The 15,526-nt window shown below is 70.0% G+C and carries 14 protein-coding genes; 4 read left to right on the forward strand and 10 right to left on the reverse strand.

Annotation, left to right across the window (positions count from 1 at the left end; translation table 11 throughout):
- Positions 1 to 37: 37 nt before the first annotated feature.
- From hflX to miaA, 6 genes are all read right to left on the reverse strand, one after another.
- Positions 38 to 1,528 carry a GTPase HflX gene (gene hflX / locus ACFYWI_RS11780; protein WP_389229124.1) on the reverse strand — a complete coding sequence of 497 codons (1,491 nt, stop codon included), beginning with the start codon at positions 1,526 to 1,528 and terminating at the stop codon, positions 38 to 40.
- A 217-nt stretch (positions 1,529 to 1,745) separates the two neighbouring features.
- Entirely contained in the window at positions 1,746 to 3,239 is a 1,494-nt protein-coding gene (locus ACFYWI_RS11785) for a M1 family metallopeptidase (protein WP_389229127.1), read from the reverse strand.
- A 76-nt stretch (positions 3,240 to 3,315) separates the two neighbouring features.
- Positions 3,316 to 5,394 (reverse strand): RelA/SpoT family protein, encoded by a 2,079-nt coding sequence (locus ACFYWI_RS11790; protein WP_389229130.1) that lies wholly within the window; start codon positions 5,392 to 5,394, stop codon positions 3,316 to 3,318.
- 140 nt (positions 5,395 to 5,534) lie between these two features.
- The gene (dapF, locus tag ACFYWI_RS11795; RefSeq protein WP_389229133.1) at positions 5,535 to 6,425 is read right to left on the reverse strand and encodes a diaminopimelate epimerase; all 891 of its coding nucleotides are present in this window, start codon (positions 6,423 to 6,425) and stop codon (positions 5,535 to 5,537) included.
- A gap of 78 nt (positions 6,426 to 6,503) precedes the next feature.
- Positions 6,504 to 6,944, reverse strand: a complete 441-nt coding sequence (locus tag ACFYWI_RS11800) for a hypothetical protein (RefSeq protein WP_389229265.1) — start codon at positions 6,942 to 6,944, stop codon at positions 6,504 to 6,506.
- 106 nt (positions 6,945 to 7,050) lie between these two features.
- Complete coding sequence (gene miaA / locus ACFYWI_RS11805) at positions 7,051 to 7,989, reverse strand: tRNA (adenosine(37)-N6)-dimethylallyltransferase MiaA (RefSeq protein WP_389229136.1); 939 nt, start codon at positions 7,987 to 7,989, stop codon at positions 7,051 to 7,053.
- A gap of 180 nt (positions 7,990 to 8,169) precedes the next feature.
- Between miaA and ACFYWI_RS11810 the strand changes: the two genes are divergently transcribed.
- Positions 8,170 to 8,463 (forward strand): hypothetical protein, encoded by a 294-nt coding sequence (locus ACFYWI_RS11810; protein ID WP_389229139.1) that lies wholly within the window; start codon positions 8,170 to 8,172, stop codon positions 8,461 to 8,463.
- 24 nt (positions 8,464 to 8,487) lie between these two features.
- Positions 8,488 to 8,742 (forward strand): antitoxin, encoded by a 255-nt coding sequence (locus ACFYWI_RS11815; RefSeq protein WP_389229142.1) that lies wholly within the window; start codon positions 8,488 to 8,490, stop codon positions 8,740 to 8,742.
- 88 nt (positions 8,743 to 8,830) lie between these two features.
- Here ACFYWI_RS11815 and ACFYWI_RS11820 read toward each other — a convergent pair whose 3' ends face one another.
- Together ACFYWI_RS11820 and miaB are read right to left on the reverse strand one after the other, a co-directional pair.
- Positions 8,831 to 9,538, reverse strand: a complete 708-nt coding sequence (locus tag ACFYWI_RS11820) for a class III extradiol dioxygenase subunit B-like domain-containing protein (RefSeq protein WP_389229145.1) — start codon at positions 9,536 to 9,538, stop codon at positions 8,831 to 8,833.
- Between the two features lie 64 nt (positions 9,539 to 9,602).
- Positions 9,603 to 11,090, reverse strand: coding sequence for a tRNA (N6-isopentenyl adenosine(37)-C2)-methylthiotransferase MiaB (gene miaB / locus ACFYWI_RS11825; RefSeq protein ID WP_389229148.1), 1,488 nt, complete (start codon positions 11,088 to 11,090; stop codon positions 9,603 to 9,605).
- A gap of 154 nt (positions 11,091 to 11,244) precedes the next feature.
- On the opposite strand from miaB, the gene ACFYWI_RS11830 reads away from it, so the two are divergent.
- Positions 11,245 to 12,240, forward strand: coding sequence for a TAXI family TRAP transporter solute-binding subunit (locus ACFYWI_RS11830; protein ID WP_389229151.1), 996 nt, complete (start codon positions 11,245 to 11,247; stop codon positions 12,238 to 12,240).
- An 86-nt stretch (positions 12,241 to 12,326) separates the two neighbouring features.
- Here the strand turns inward: ACFYWI_RS11830 and ACFYWI_RS11835 are convergent, their stop codons facing one another.
- Positions 12,327 to 13,721 carry an ATP-binding protein gene (locus tag ACFYWI_RS11835; protein ID WP_389229154.1) on the reverse strand — a complete coding sequence of 465 codons (1,395 nt, stop codon included), beginning with the start codon at positions 13,719 to 13,721 and terminating at the stop codon, positions 12,327 to 12,329.
- Positions 13,722 to 13,736: 15 nt separating this feature from the next.
- A complete protein-coding gene (locus ACFYWI_RS11840; protein WP_389229158.1) occupies positions 13,737 to 14,444 on the reverse strand; it encodes a response regulator transcription factor in 708 nt (235 codons plus the stop codon).
- A 275-nt stretch (positions 14,445 to 14,719) separates the two neighbouring features.
- Between ACFYWI_RS11840 and ACFYWI_RS11845 the strand changes: the two genes are divergently transcribed.
- Positions 14,720 to 15,505 (forward strand): amino acid ABC transporter ATP-binding protein, encoded by a 786-nt coding sequence (locus tag ACFYWI_RS11845; protein ID WP_389229161.1) that lies wholly within the window; start codon positions 14,720 to 14,722, stop codon positions 15,503 to 15,505.
- Positions 15,506 to 15,526 lie beyond the last annotated feature (21 nt).

A 15,526-nucleotide genomic window follows, 5' to 3' on the forward strand; every position in this document is an offset into this window, starting at 1 on the left:
GGGGCGGGCGTCATCCGTTGCTGTCAACGGTCCGCGGTCAGTGCGCCACCGGTACGCAGGGCGCCAGCGCTGCGGCCAGCTCCTCGTGCACCCGCGCCTTGAGCAGCGTGCCCTCCGTGGTGTGCTCCTCGGAGATCACCTCGCCCTCGGCATGCACCCGCGAGACCAGACCACCCTGGGTGTAGGGCACGAGCGCCTCGATCTCGACCTGCGGCCGAGGCAGTTCGGCGTCGATCAGCTCCAGCAGCTCGTCGAGGCCCGCGCCGGTCCGCGCGGACACGGCGATCGCGTGCCGCTCGACGCGCAGCAGCCTCTGCAGCACCAGCGGGTCGGCCGCGTCCGCCTTGTTGATCACCACGATCTCGGGCACGTTGACCGCGCCGACATCGCGGATCACCTCACGCACAGCGGCCAGCTGCTCCTCCGGCACGGGGTGCGAGCCGTCCACCACATGCAGGATCAGGTCGGAGCCACCGACCTCTTCCATAGTGGAACGGAATGCCTCGACGAGATGGTGCGGCAGATGCCGTACGAACCCGACGGTGTCGGCCAGGGTGTAGATCCGGCCGCCGGGCGTCTCGGCCCGTCGGACGGTCGGGTCCAGGGTGGCGAACAGTGCATTCTCCACCAGGACGCCGGCGCCCGTGAGGCGGTTGAGCAAGGATGACTTTCCGGCGTTGGTGTAACCGGCGATCGCGACCGAGGGCACCTTGTTGCGCCGGCGCTCCTGGCGCTTGATCTCGCGGCCGGTCTTCATCTCCGCGATCTCCCGGCGCATCTTCGCCATCTTCTCGCGGATCCGCCGGCGGTCCGTCTCGATCTTGGTCTCACCAGGGCCACGGGTGGCCATGCCGCCACCGCCGCCGCCGCCCATCTGCCGGGACAGCGACTGACCCCAGCCGCGCAGCCTGGGCAGCATGTACTGCATCTGTGCCAGTGCCACCTGCGCCTTGCCCTCCCGGGACTTGGCGTGCTGGGCGAAGATGTCGAGGATCAGGGCGGTGCGATCCACCACCTTGACCTTGACGACGTCCTCGAGGTGGATCAGCTGGCCGGGGCTCAGCTCACCGTCGCAGACGACGGTGTCGGCGCCGGATTCGAGCACGATGTCACGCAGCTCATTGGCCTTGCCCGAGCCGATGTACGTGGCCGGGTCCGGCTTGTCACGGCGCTGGATGACACCGTCGAGCACGAGGGCGCCCGCGGTCTCGGCCAGCGCGGCCAGCTCCGCCAGGGAGTTCTCCGCGTCCTGCACGGTCCCGGAGGTCCAGACACCCACCAGCACCACACGCTCCAGGCGCAGCTGTCGGTACTCGACCTCGGTGACGTCCTCGAGCTCGGTGGACAGGCCCGCCACACGCCGCAGCGCGGCGCGTTCGGAGCGGTCGAACTGATCGCCGTCCCGCTCCGTGTCGATCTCGTGGCTCCAGGCGACGTCCTCTTCCATCAGGGCATCGGCCCGAAGGCTCTCGGTGCGCGTCTGCGCGAAGCTCTGCTCGTCCTGGGAAGGGGATGAAGAGGAGGTCATTGGATCCTTACGTCGATGGGAACAGCGAAAATATGCCGCGGACCGACGCATATCGGTCCGGTTACATCAGTCACAACGTGTGATGGCCCCAGAACATTCCCGCCGGGAATTCCGGTACCGCCCGCGTCGTCGACGCGTCGATGGTCGCACGGTCGTAGCGGGGCCGTCACCCTGGTTTTCACCGGTTTCCCGGTGCAGCCCAAGGGTTTCCGGCGCCTCAGCGACGCCCGGAGCTCGCCCGCGGGGCCGCCGGTGCGGCGTGTCGCGTCGGGGCATGACTCCGCCATCCGGGATGGCCGGGCATCGGCGGAGTCCGCTTCGCGTACAGCCAATCCTGGAAGAACTGCCCGAGGTCTCGCCCCGCGATCCGCGATGCGAGCTGCGTGAAGTCCTGGGTGGAGGCCGTGCCGTCGGCGTGCAGGGCCACCCACGTGCGCTCGAGGAGTTCGAAGGCGTCCTTGCCGATCGTCTGCCGCAGCGCGTACAGGACCAGGGCGCTGCCGTCGTACACCACCGGCCTGAAGATACTGATCTTCTTGCCCGGTACAGGCGGTCGGGGCGCCGCCGGCGGCCCGCCGGCGGTCCGCCAGCCGTCGGACAGCTGGTACGCCAGGCGCATCCTCCGCTCCAGGGACTGGTTCGCCTTCTCCTCGGCGTACAGCGCCTGGTACCAGGTGGCGTGCCCCTCGTTGAGCCACAGATCGGACCAGGTACGGGGCGAGACGCTGTTGCCGAACCAGTGGTGGGCGAGCTCATGGACCATGACCGAGTCGACGTACCACTCGGGGAGCGCGTTACCGGTGAACAGCGAGCGTTCGAAGAGCGAGAGCGTCTGTGTCTCCAGCTCGAACCCGGTCCGGGCGTCGGCGATCAGCACACCGTACGTCTCGAAGGGGTAGCGGCCGACCTTCTCCTCCATCCAGGCCAGATGGCCGGGGGTCTTCCGCAGCCATGGCTCGAGCCGTGTGCGGTCGGCGGCGGGGACGACGTCACGAACGGGCAGACCGTGGGGTCCCCGCCGCTTGATCACCGCCGAGCGGCCGATGGCGACCTGCGCGAGTTCGGTGGCCATGGGGTGGCTGGTGCGATAGGCCCAGACGCCCGTCTCGCCGGTCAGGACGCGTGCCACCCGCCGCCCGTTGGCCACCGCCGTGTAGGGCGCGGGGGCCGTGACCCGGAAGGTGAAGTACGCCTTGTCCGCCGGGTGGTCGTTGCAGGGGAAGACCCGGTGGGCCGCGTCCGCCTGGTTCGCCATCACCAGCCCGTCGCCCGTACGCACCCAGCCGCCCGCGTCCTGGGAACCGCGGGGGTCACTGGTGTGGGTGACGGTGATCCGCATCCTTGTGCCGGCGGCGACGGCGAAGGACGGCTCGACGACCAGGTCCTCGCCCCCCGTCGCGAATTCGGCCGGCAGACCGTTCACCTCGACCGTACGGACCGTGCCATGGGCGAAGTCGAGGTTGACGCGCTGCAGCTGCCGGGTCGCCAGGGCGTCGATCTTCGTGACGGCGTCCAGCGGCTCGGAGTTGATGCCCCGGTAGGTGAAGGCGATGTCGTACGCGAGGACGTCGTAGCCGGGGTTGCCGAGCTGGGGGAAGAGCCGGTCGCCGATGCCGAGCGGTTCGGGCGAGGGCAGGGACGCGGCAACAAGAGTGGCCGAAACAGCGGCCAGCAGAACGGCACGCAGTCGGCGCCGGGAAGTGTGCAGCATGCACTACGGCTACCAGCGCGTCCGGCGCGGCCGGTGACGGCACGCGACATACGGCGGTGCGCCCACCCGAATGAGGTCAGCCGGCGGCCGCCGGATGCTGGGCACGGCTCACGTCGTACACCCCCGGCACATCGCGCATGGCACGCATCAGGGCGGGAAGACCCGCGGCGTCCGGGAGTTGGAGGGTGTACGTGTGCCGTACGCGCTGCTGGCTGGGCGGCTCGACGGTGGCCGAGACGATCGCCGCGCCTTCCGTGGCGATGGCCTCCGTGATGTCGGCCAGGAGCCTCGGACGGCAGAACGACTCGGCGATCAGGGTGACCCGGCACTCGGCGGTGTCGCCCCAGTGCACCGGGACGGGCTCGCGGCCGACCTCCTTCATCCGGGCCACCGCGGGACACCCCGCCCGGTGGACCGTCACGGCGCCGCCCCGTACGGCGAAGCCGGTGACGGCATCGGGCGGCACGGGCGTACAGCAGCCGGCGAGCCGCACGGTGGCGTCCGGGAGATCGACGACGGCGTTGGCGGCTGCGGGCCGGTCGGCGGTCACCGGCACGGGACGTCGGGCGGCGGCCGCCGGTGTGATGACGCCTTCGGGGTGCGCGTCCAGCCAGCTGGTGATCGCAATGCGCGCGGCGGGCGTACGGGCGTGGTCCAGCCAGTCGGGCGACGGTCCGGAAGCGGAGTCCTGGGCGAGCAGCAGATGCACGGTGTCGCCGTCGCTCAGGACGGTGCTCAAAGTCGCCAGACGGCCGTTGACACGGGCACCGATGCAGGCATGCGCCGCTTCGCCGTACTGGGCATAGGCGGCGTCCACGCAGCTCGCGCCGGCGGGCAGCCCGAGAGCGGGACCGTCGGCGCGGAAGACGGTGATCTCGCGGTTCTGCGCGAGATCCGCGCGCAGGGAGGTCCAGAAGGTGTCGGGGTCCGGAGCGGACTGCTGCCACTCCAGGAGTCGCGACAGCCAGCCGGGCCGGGTGGGGTCGGCGCGCTCGCCGTCGAGCGGTTCGGCGCCTTCGACGGGTACGTAGGGGTTGCCGAGCGCGATCACCCCGGCCTCGGCGACCATGTGCATCTGGCGGGTACGGATGAGGACTTCGGCGACCGCTCCGTCGGGGCCCGCGACGGCGGTGTGCAGCGACTGGTACAGATTGAACTTGGGTGCGGCGATGAAGTCCTTGAACTCGGAGATCACCGGCGTGAAGCAGGTGTGCAGTTCGCCGAGCACCCCGTAGCAGTCGGCGTCCTCGCCGACGAGTACCAGCAGTCGGCCGAAGTCGGTTCCGCGCAGCTCCGTGCGCTTGATGCGGGCGCGGTGCACGGAGACGAAGTGCCGCGGTCTGATGAGGACTTCGGACGCGATACCGGCGTCACGCAGCACCGTCCTGAAGTCGTCGGCGATGGCGGCGAGTGCGTCGCAGGCGGTGGAGTTCGCGGCGATGAGGGCGCGGGTGCGTTCGTACTCCTGCGGGTGCAGGATCGCGAAGACCAGATCCTCCAGCTCGGTCTTGAGCGCCTGTACGCCAAGGCGTTCGGCGAGCGGGATGAGGACATCGCGGGTGACCCGGGCGATCCGGGCCTGTTTCTCGGGGCGCATCACGCCGAGGGTGCGCATGTTGTGCAGCCGGTCGGCGAGTTTGATGGACATCACGCGGACGTCGTTGCCCGTGGCGACGAGCATCTTCCTGAAGGTCTCGGGTTCGGCGGCGGCGCCGTAGTCGACCTTTTCGAGTTTGGTGACCCCGTCGACGAGGTAGCAGACCTCTGCGCCGAACTCCTCCCGCACCTGATCCAGCGTCACTTCGGTGTCCTCGACGGTGTCGTGGAGCAGGGAAGCGGTCAACGTCGTGGTCTCCGCGCCCAGTTCGGCAAGGATCAAGGTCACGGCGAGCGGATGGGTGATGTACGGCTCGCCGCTCTTGCGGAACTGTCCGCGATGGGAGGACTCTGCCAGAACGTACGCCTTGTGCAGAATGGAGAGGTCGGCGTCGGGGTGGTGGGCCCGGTGGGCGTCGGCGACATGCCCGATCGCATCGGAGAGCCGGTCCCTGCCGGTGGGACCGAGCAGTGCCGCGCGGCCCAGCCTGCGGAGGTCGATCCTGGGGCGGCCGCGTCTGCGGCTGTGGGCACCAGGGTTGGCGGCCTCTGCACTCATGGGGCACCTCCGGCAGCTCTGACCGGCGGCGGGAAAGGCAGGCGTGCCCTCCGGGCCGGTGCTTGATGCTACCGAGCCCACCACGTGGCGCAGTCCAGCTCTCGCTCAGCGTGAACCGGATCACCCATTCGAGCGAAGCTCTATACGGTCACGGTTTCGAGGAGAGCCGGATCGATGTACCCCTCAGCGACAATCACGGCGGGGCCGGTCACCTCGATCTCGCCGTCCGGCTGCTCGGTGATCACGAGGCGGCCGCCGGGAAGATCGACGGTGTACGTGACAGGGTCGCCGGTCACAGTGGGATCCACGCCGTCGCGGCGGGCGGCCGCGACGGCCACGGCACACGCGCCGGTGCCGCAGGAGCGTGTCTCGCCGGAACCGCGCTCGTGCACACGCATGGCGACATGACGTTCACCGCGGTCGACGACGAACTCGACGTTCACCCCGTCCGGGTAGACCGACGCCGGGCTGAACGGCGGTACGGACAGCAGATCTCCCGCGTGGTCCAGCTCCTCGACGAAGGCGACCGCGTGCGGATTGCCCATGTTCACGTTCCTCGCGGGCCAGGAGCGGCCGCCGACGGTGACGGTGACGCCGTCGGCGGGCAGCAGCGCGCGGCCCATGGAGACGGTGACGTCACCATCCTTGGCGAGGTGGACCTTCTTGACTCCGCCGCGGGTGGCCACGGCCAGTTCCCCGGCCTCGACGTGTCCGGCGCGCTGGAGATAGCGGGCGAAGACCCGGACGCCGTTGCCGCACATCTCGGCGATCGAGCCGTCGGCGTTGCGGTAGTCCATGAACCAATGGGCCTCGGCGGCCATGTGCTTCGCCTCGGGATGGGCCGCGGCCCGCACGACATGCAGCAGTCCGTCGCCGCCGATCCCGGCCCGTCGGTCGCACAGCCGGGCGACGGCCGCCGCGGACAGCTCATGCGCGTTGTCGGGGTCGGGGACGATCACGAAGTCGTTCTCGGTCCCGTGGCCCTTGAGGAAGGCGATCGGCGAGGTCTGCGGGGTGCTCACGCCCACCATCGTACGAGCAGGGTCCGACACCCACCGACACGGCCGCCCACCGGGCCGCCCTGTCCGGACGTGACCCGAACGGCACGCCTAGCGCAGGCGGGCCACCCGCCACACGGCGAGGGCGACCAGCAGGGCGCCCACTCCCACGTACAGGGCGATCACGCGCCAGTCGGGGCGTTCGCCGGAGCCACGGACCGGCAGTCCCGGCCAGGTGTGCCCGACACGGCGGGCGGCCATCATGGCCCAGCCGGCCGCGCAGCAGCTGATCAGCAGTCCCAGCATGGCGACGACGGCGCCGCCGTCGCCGGTGCCGAAGGCGAGCGGGAAGGCGAACATCAGGGAGCCGAGGGCGGCGAGCATCACGATCGGGGCGAGCTGCCAGATCCGCAGCCGCCGCGGCGGACGCAGTTCGACCTCGACCTCGTCGGCGATCACGTCCTGCTCGTCGGGCCCGTCGGGACTGAGACCGGGCGCGCCGTTCACCCTGTCCGGTCGTTCCCGCTCCGTGTCGCGAGGGCCGGCCTCCATCGCCACGCGCCCTCCCAACTCGGACTCAACTGTCGATCGATGCTCGATGATGGCACGCTCCGAGGAACCTGATTGACGGGCGGAGCGTCCCGATGCCATCACGTGATCAGGCTGTGACCGCTCGTTCGATCAACGTCAGCGCCCGGTGCGGAAGTTCCGCCCGGTGCTCTGCGGCGCCGCTCAGCCAGTGCACCCGCGGGTCGCGCCGGAACCAGGAGTCCTGGCGGCGCGCGAAGCGCTTGGTGGCGCGCACGGTCTCCTCGCGCGCCTGGTTCTCGGTGCACTCCCCCGCGAGCGCGCTGAGCACCTGCTGGTAGCCGAGCGCGCGCGATGCGGTGCGTCCTTCGCGCAGCCCCTTGGCCTCCAGCGTGCGCACTTCGTCGACGAGACCGGCCTCCCACATCCGGTCCACGCGCACGGCGATGCGTTCGTCGAGCTCGGGCCGGGCGACGTCGACGCCGATCTGGACGGTGTCGTAGACGGCGTCATGGCCGGGGAGGTTGGCGGTGAACGGTCTGCCGGTGATCTCGATGACCTCGAGGGCCCGGACGACCCGGCGGCCGTTGCTGGGCAGGATCGCCCGGGCCGCCTCCGGGTCGGCCGCGGCGAGCCGCGCGTGCAGCGCCCCGGAGCCGCGCACGGTGAGCTCTTCCTCGAGGCGGGCGCGCACCTCGGGGTCGGTGCCGGGGAATTCGAGGGCGTCGATCGCGCCGCGTACATAGAGCCCGGAGCCCCCGACGAGAACGGGGGTGCGGCCATCGGCGAGCAGCCGGTCGATCTCCGTCCTGGCCAGCTTCTGGTACTCGGCCACGCTCGCCGTCTCGGTGACGTCCCAGATGTCGAGGAGCCGGTGCGGGATGCCGCAGCGTTCCTCGGTCGTCAGCTTGGCGGTACCGATGTCCATCCCCCGGTAGAGCTGCATGGAGTCGGCGTTGACGACTTCGCCGTTCAACCGCTGGGCGAGGAATACTCCAAGATCGGACTTTCCGGCCGCGGTAGGACCGACGACGGCGATGACCCGCGGTGCGGGAGCTGCACTTCTCACTGCCCCAGTCTCGCAAACTCGCGGCGGTGTCCCCGAACGAGCGAAGTGACGGCACACGTGGAGCTTCGTTGCCTGTTGCGAGGTTTCGCGCGCCGGTTTCGGGCCGGTGCCCGCGAGCGCGCAATGGGACGCTCCGGGCAGCGCGGAACATCACTCGCACGAGTAGGCTATGGAGTAGTTATGGGTGTTTTTTCATGGTTTCGCAGTAAGCCCTCGGCGACGGTCGAGGCATCGACCGACGAAGCCGGCACCGCGGCTGCCACGGCCGAGTCCCCGGCCGACGGCGTGACCGGATCGGCATCGGGCACCGAGGCGCCCGACGGCCCGGCGGCCGCGCTCGCCGAGGAGGCACGGGCCGAGGTGACCGGGAGCGTCGAGTCCGACGCCGCAGCTGTGGAGGGTGTGGAGATCCCCAAGCAGCAGTCGGCCGAGGAAGCGGCGGACAACGAAGCCGGGGAAGGCGCCCGTAAGTAGTCCCCCGACGAGGGAAGGTGACCCATGGGGTTCATGGACAGTTTGAAGGCCAGGCTCGCCCCGGCGACGCACAAGGTCTCCGAGTTCGCCCTGCACCACGAGGACAAGATCGGGAATGGCCTCGAGAAAGCCGCGAAGACGGTCGACGCCAAGACCAAGGGCAAGTACAGCAACAAGATCGAGACGAGCGCCGGCAAGGCCAAGCAGACCCTGGGCCGCATCGCACACAAGGACGACGGAACGACGCCGGACGACGCCACCAAGCCGCCGGTTCCGTGAGTTCACCTTCGTGAGTTCGCCACGGGACGGCCGTGGAGCGCGTCGCTCCACGGCCGTCCTCGCCTCTGGATGATCTGCGCGAGCCGCGTCAGGACCAGGCGGCGACGAAGTAGCCGACGCCGTAGGGAGCGTCCTCGTAGAGCAGCTGTCCGGCGAGCCCCGCGCCCTGCGCGGCACCGGCCAGCACCTGCCAGGGAGCGCGGCCGGCCGCCTTCAGTTGGTGTGCCAGTGGCGCGTCCAGCGCCTGGATCGCATCGACATCGGCGGCGCCCAGCGCCCTCGCCGCCTGCTGGTCGAACGCCGCGGCGCGCTCGTCGAGATAGCCGGGCGCCTTGAGCGTGCGGCACGCGCTGCCGTCGCCCATCACCAGCAGGGCGACCCGTTCCGCCCGGCCGGCCAGCTGCCGCCCCACGTCCGCGCACCGATCGCCCCCGAGCGACTCGGCGACACCGAGGCCTTCGACCGGCGCAGCCGCCCACCGGGTACGGTCCAGCAGCCACGCCGCTACGGCCAGCGACGGCGGCAGTGGCCGCTTCTGGTGCGGGCCCTCGCCCAGCCGTACGCCGAGATCCACGCCGAAGCCCCGAAAGGAACCGCTCGCACCCGCAAGGTGCGCCCCGCGGCCCTCCTCGTCGGCGGGTCCGACCACGACCAGCACCTCGGGCCTGGCGGCCGCGAGCAGGGCAACGGCATCGCCACAGGCGGCACGGGCCGCGTCGAGCTCCGGCGCGGCGCCGGAGGCGACCTCGGGCACCAGGAGTGGCGGGCAGGGACAGACGGCGGCGGCGACAAGCATGATCGGCAGCCTAATGCGTGCTCGGAAGCACACGCCCTGCCCCGCGTCGCCGCCGCCTGCCGCGTCAGTCGCTTCCGCAGCCCGGGGCCGCCGCCGGCAGCGGCTCGGGCACGCCGATCTTCGGCAGACCCAGCATCACACCGGCGGGCCGCGCCGCCACGGCCGCGTTCCGCTTCTCCCAGGCGTCGCCGGCTCGGGTCCTGCGTACGCCCTTCGCGGCGCCCTCGGCCAGCAGATGGTGCGGGGCGGCATAGGTGATCTCGACCGTGACGACATCGCCGGGGCGCACCCCCTCGGCCGGCTTGGTGAAGTGGACCAGACGGTTGTCGGGGGCGCGGCCGGAGAGGCGGTGCGTGGCGCCGTCCTTGCGGCCCTCGCCCTCGGCGACCATGACGTCGAGCGTCCGGCCGACCTGCTTCTTGTTCTCCTCCCAGGAGATCTCCTCCTGAAGGGCGACCAGGCGCATGTAGCGCTCCTGGACGACCTCCTTGGGGATCTGACCGTCCATGGTCGCCGCGGGGGTTCCGGGGCGCTTGGAGTACTGGAAGGTGAAGGCGTTCGCGAAGCGGGCCTCGCGCACCGTGTGCATGGTCTGCTCGAAGTCCTCCTCGGTCTCGCCGGGGAAGCCCACGATGATGTCGGTGGAGATGGCGGCGTGCGGAATGGCCGCGCGCACCTTCTCGATGATTCCGAGGAAACGCTCCTGCCGGTACGAGCGGCGCATCGCCTTCAGCACCGTGTCCGAGCCGGACTGCAGCGGCATGTGCAGCTGCGGCATGACGTTCGGCGTCTCGGCCATCGCGCCGATCACGTCGTCGGTGAAGTCGCGAGGGTGCGGCGAGGTGAAGCGGACCCGCTCCAGTCCCTCGATCTTTCCGCAGGCGCGCAGCAGCTTGCTGAAAGCCTCGCGGTCGCCGATGTCGGAGCCGTACGCGTTGACGTTCTGGCCGAGCAGCGTGATCTCGGAGACGCCCTCGGCGACGAGTGCCTCGATCTCGGCCAGGATGTCACCGGGCCTGCGGTCCTTCTCCTTGCCGCGCAGCGCAGGAACGATGCAGAAGGTGCAGGTGTTGTTGCAGCCGACGGAGATCGAGACCCACGCGGCGTACGCGGACTCGCGACGGGTCGGCAGCGTGGAGGGGAATGCCTCCAGCGACTCGGCGATCTCGACCTGCGCCTCTTCCTGGATGCGCGCCCGCTCCAGCAGTACCGGCAGCTTGCCGATGTTGTGCGTACCGAAGACGACGTCGACCCACGGCGCCTTGGTGACGATGGTGTCGCGGTCCTTCTGGGCCAGGCAGCCGCCGACCGCGATCTGCATCCCGGGACGCCTGGTCTTCATCGGCGCGAGCCGACCGAGGTTGCCGTACAGCTTGTTGTCGGCGTTCTCCCGCACCGCGCAGGTGTTGAAGACGACGACATCGGCATCCCCGTCGGCGCCCTCGGGCGCACGCACATATCCGGCATCCTCCAGCAGGCCCGACAGCCGCTCGGAGTCGTGGACGTTCATCTGGCACCCGTAGGTGCGCACCTCGTAAGTTTTCGCACTCATCGCGCCCACCAGGGTACGGGGTCGCCCTGCCCCCGCGCCTCTGCCTTCCGCCGCTCCGGCCCGCCTTCGTTCCGGGAGGGCGGCACGGAGCAGGACGGGAGGACAGGACAGGAGGCCCTGGCCATCACAGGGAGTGAGCTGGCAGGATCGCGCCATGCCTCCCGCCTCCCGCATCAGCCGTCGCCGTGCCCTGCAGGGTTCGGCGGCCGCCCTCGTGGTCTTCGGACTGCTGCTGTGGTGGCTGCTGCCCTTCGGGCAGTCGTCGCCGAGCGGGCAGCTGACCTTCAGCACGGGGTCTCACAGCGGCGTCTACCAGCGGTACGGGGTCCTCCTGAAGGAGGCGCTGGCCCGCGACATGCCCGATGTGGAGATAGACCTGCAGACCAGCGAGGGCTCCCAGCAGAACCTCGCACGGGTGGCGTCGGGCGAGGCGGACTTCACCATCGCCACGGCGGACGCGGTCGCCAAGTACAAGCGGGAGGGGCTCCCCAACGCCGACCGGCTGCGCGGGTGCGCCCGGCTCTACGACGACTATGTGCAGCTGATCGTGCCCAAGCGCTCGCCGATCACGACCGTCGATGATCTGCGCGGCAAGGTGGTCGGTGTCGGGCAGAAGGGGTCCGGGGTGCGGCTGGTGGCCGACCGGATCCTCAAGGCCGTCGGGATCGATCCTGCGCGGGACATCACCGCTGTCCCGGCCGGCATAGACAGGACCCCCGAACAGCTGGAGAGCGGCGCGCTCGATGCGTTCTTCTGGTCGGGCGGCCTGCCGACCAACACCGTGCGGGAACTGTCCGAGCGCTTCGAGATCCGGCTCGTGCCGCTGGAGTCCGGACTCGTGGAGAAGGTGCACGCGGCGAGCGACATGACCGGGTACTACCGCTCCGCGGTGATGCCGGCCGACGCCTACCGGCTGGCACAGAACGGGGTGCCGGTGCCGACGCTTGCGGTACCGAACCTGCTCGTGACCACGGACCGGATGGACCCGGAGCTGACCGAGGGCTTCACCCGCACGGTGATCAGGAGCCGTGACCACATCGGCAATACGGTCCACCCGGCGCAGCTGGTGGATCTGCGCACCGCGGTCTACACCGACCCGCTGCCGCTGCACGAGGGCGCCCGGCGCTACTACCGCTCGGCCAAGCCGTGACCCGCTGAGAGCCGAGCCAGGACCAGCCGGCGGCTGCACGGCGCCCCGCCCTCGTCCGACCCGTGCGCCGTCGGCGGCGAGGAACGTCAGGCCGTCGGGGACGTACGCGGGACGGTGACGGTCACCCGCAGGCCGTGCGGCTCATGGTGGTCGTACGTGATCGAGCCGCCGCCGGCCATCAGCAGCGCCCGGCTGATGGACAGGCCGAGGCCCGACCCCTTGATGTTCTGGTGCCGGCCGCTGCGCCAGAAGCGGTCCCCGATACGGGTCAGTTCCTCGTCGGTCAGTCCGGGACCGCGGTCGGTGACCACAATGCGCGACGTCATGCCGTTCGATGCGACCGAGACACTGACCTCCTCCCCCTGCGGGGTGAACTTCACCGCGTTGTCGATCACCGCGTCCAGCGCACTGGACAGGGCGATGGGATCGGCCCAGGCGGTCACCGCGGCGATGTCCGCCATCAGCGTCACACCCTGCTCGTCGGCGAGCGGCCTCCACGCGGCGACCCGCTCGGCCGCCAGCTCTCCTATGTCGGTGAGCTGGACATCGGCCGAGGCGTGTTCGGCCAGCGCCAGGTCCAGCAGGTCGTCGAGGACCTGGGCCAGACGCTTGCCTTCGGTGCGCACAGAGGCGATCTCCTCGTTGCCCTCGGGCAGTTCGAGCGCGAGGAGCTCGATACGCAGCAACAGCGCGGCGAGCGGGTTGCGCAGCTGGTGGGAGGCGTCGGCGACGAACGCCCGCTGCTGTTCGAGGACTTCCTCGACGTTGTCCGCCATCTCGTTGAACGAGCGGGCCAGCCGTCTGAGTTCCGGCGGTCCGCCGGCGGCTGCGACGCGGGAGTTCATCCGGCCGGTCGCTATGTCGTGGGTGGCGGCGTCCAGGATGCGTACGGGCCGCAGCACCCAGCCGGTGAGACGGAAGGCCGCGCCGACGGCGAGCAGCATCGCCGCGCTCTCACCGGCGCCGATCAGCAGCCAGCCGCGCAGCACCCGGGAACGCAGCTGGCCGGTGGGCGAGTCGGTGAGCACCACGGCGACGACGTCACCGTCGCGCACCACCGGCGATGCCACGACGAGCCTTCCGGACCGCTGCCACGGCCAGACCTGGGGCGGATCCTGGCTGCGGCGCCCGGTGAGGGCCTCCTCGAACGCCTCGCGTCCCTCGCCCGCCACCGGCAGGGTCAGGTACTGGGGCGCGCGGGCCATGGAGTCGCCGTTGCGGTAGAAGACGCCGACGTCGATCCCGTACGTGTCCCGGTAACGGTCGAGCTGCTCCTGGAGCGTGGAGCGCCGCTCGTCCGTCGCCGAGCTCTCGTCGGTGACGAACTGGGCGAGCGCCGCGAAGCGCACGGTGTCGTCGATGCGGTCGACGACGACACGCTGCTGCTGCGCTGCGGCCACGCTCACGGCGAGCGGAAAGCCGAGCGCGAGAAGCACACCGGCCATGAGCACGATGAGCAGCGGGAGAAGTCGGGTACGCACCGGGGACGGGAGACCTTACGCGCCGACGGGAGCGACGAGCCGGTAGCCGACGCCGCGCACGGTCTCGATCAGCGCGGGCATCCGGAGCTTGGAGCGCAGCGAGGCCACATGCACTTCGAGCGTGCGGCCTGTGCCCTCCCAACTGGTGCGCCACACCTCGCTGATGATCTGTTCCCGGCGGAAGACGACGCCGGGCCGCTGGGCGAGCAGGGCCAGCAGGTCGAACTCCTTGCGAGTGAGCTGCACGGTCGTACCGTCGACACTGACACGGCGGGTGGGCAGCTCGATCGTCACCGGGCCGAGCCGCAGAGCGTCGTCCCCTGCGGCCGCCCCGGCGTCGTCGCCGCTCACAGTGCGCCGGCTGACGGCGTGAATACGGGCGAGGAGCTCGCCGGTGTCGTACGGCTTGACGACATAGTCGTCGGCGCCGAGGTTCAGGCCGTGGATGCGGGAGCGCACGTCGGAGCGCGCGGTGACCATGATCACAGGCGTCGAGGTGAGCTTCCGGATCTTGCCGCACACCTGATAGCCGTCCTGGTCCGGCAGGCCCAGATCGAGCAGCACGACCCCGAAGGGCGGCTTGTCCGGGGCGGTCGTGGGCAGCACGGCCCGCAGCGCCTCTTCGCCGTTGCGGGCGTGCACGACCTGGAAGCCGTGCCTGGCCAGCACGGCGGACAGGGCGGCCGCGACATGGTCGTCGTCCTCGACGAGCAGCAGTCTCATGGCCCCCCTCCGGTGTGTGCGGTCGTGTGTACGTCGCGTGACAGTTTGCACGCAGTACACAGGCATCAAGACCGATGCCCACCCGAAGAGTCAAGTGGGTTCCTGTTGCCGCGAGGTTTCCGTTACCCACCCGGTACGCCGATCACCGCCCCCTTCACACATAGTGTCCGGTTGAAGCCGGATCGTTATGCTCAATTTCCGCTCAGATGTAATGACGGTCCTCGTACCGCGTGCCTAGGGTCCTCAACAACCGAGGAGGACGGAGCAATAAGCCGATGAGCGGAGTGTCAGTGACCAAGGGCGCCGAGGACGCAAAGACCCCGGCGAGCGACCTGGTTGTGCTGAGCAACGTCAACAAGCACTTCGGCGCGCTGCATGTGCTCCAGGACATCGACCTGACCATCGCCCGGGGCGAGGTCGTGGTCGTCATCGGACCCTCCGGGTCCGGCAAGTCCACGTTGTGCCGCACCATCAACCGGCTGGAGACGATCGACTCCGGCTCGATCTCGATCGACGGGAAGCCGCTGCCCGATGAGGGCAAGGAACTCGCCAGGCTGCGCGCCGATGTCGGCATGGTCTTCCAGTCGTTCAACCTCTTCGCACACAAGACCGTGCTGGAGAACGTGATGCTGGGCCAGGTGAAGGTGCGCAAGGCGGACAAGAAGGCCGCCGAGAGCAAGGCCCGTGCCCTGCTGGACCGGGTCGGCGTCGGCAGCCAGGCCGACAAGTATCCGGCGCAGCTCTCCGGCGGTCAGCAGCAACGCGTCGCCATTGCACGTGCGTTGGCGATGGACCCGAAGGTCATGCTGTTCGACGAGCCCACGTCGGCGCTCGACCCCGAGATGATCAACGAGGTCCTCGAGGTCATGCAGCAGCTGGCGCGCGAGGGAATGACGATGGTCGTCGTCACCCACGAGATGGGCTTTGCGCGCTCCGCCGCGAACCGGGTTGTGTTCATGGCGGACGGAAAGATCGTCGAAGAGGCCTCGCCCGAGGAGTTCTTCAGCAACCCGCGCAGCGACCGGGCCAAGGACTTCCTGTCGAAGATCCTGCACCACTGAGTCCGTCCTGGATCAGCTGAT

This window comes from Streptomyces sp. NPDC002889 (assembly GCF_042888425.1).
Lineage (GTDB): Bacteria > Actinomycetota > Actinomycetes > Streptomycetales > Streptomycetaceae > Streptomyces.

Bases quoted from the DNA above. Each gene is read 5' to 3' on its own strand.
- ACFYWI_RS11840 (WP_389229158.1), bottom strand. From the start codon at position 14,444: ATGAGACTGCTGCTCGTCGAGGACGACGACCATGTCGCGGCCGCCCTG.
- hflX (WP_389229124.1), bottom strand. From the start codon at position 1,528: ATGACCTCCTCTTCATCCCCTTCCCAGGACGAGCAGAGCTTCGCGCAG.
- ACFYWI_RS11815 (WP_389229142.1), top strand. From the start codon at position 8,488: ATGGGGTTCATGGACAGTTTGAAGGCCAGGCTCGCCCCGGCGACGCAC.
- ACFYWI_RS11830 (WP_389229151.1), top strand. From the start codon at position 11,245: ATGCCTCCCGCCTCCCGCATCAGCCGTCGCCGTGCCCTGCAGGGTTCG.
- ACFYWI_RS11785 (WP_389229127.1), bottom strand. From the start codon at position 3,239: ATGCTGCACACTTCCCGGCGCCGACTGCGTGCCGTTCTGCTGGCCGCT.
- dapF (WP_389229133.1), bottom strand. From the start codon at position 6,425: ATGGTGGGCGTGAGCACCCCGCAGACCTCGCCGATCGCCTTCCTCAAG.
- ACFYWI_RS11810 (WP_389229139.1), top strand. From the start codon at position 8,170: ATGGGTGTTTTTTCATGGTTTCGCAGTAAGCCCTCGGCGACGGTCGAG.
- ACFYWI_RS11845 (WP_389229161.1), top strand. From the start codon at position 14,720: ATGAGCGGAGTGTCAGTGACCAAGGGCGCCGAGGACGCAAAGACCCCG.
- ACFYWI_RS11820 (WP_389229145.1), bottom strand. From the start codon at position 9,538: ATGCTTGTCGCCGCCGCCGTCTGTCCCTGCCCGCCACTCCTGGTGCCC.
- ACFYWI_RS11790 (WP_389229130.1), bottom strand. From the start codon at position 5,394: ATGAGTGCAGAGGCCGCCAACCCTGGTGCCCACAGCCGCAGACGCGGC.
- ACFYWI_RS11800 (WP_389229265.1), bottom strand. From the start codon at position 6,944: ATGGAGGCCGGCCCTCGCGACACGGAGCGGGAACGACCGGACAGGGTG.
- miaB (WP_389229148.1), bottom strand. From the start codon at position 11,090: ATGAGTGCGAAAACTTACGAGGTGCGCACCTACGGGTGCCAGATGAAC.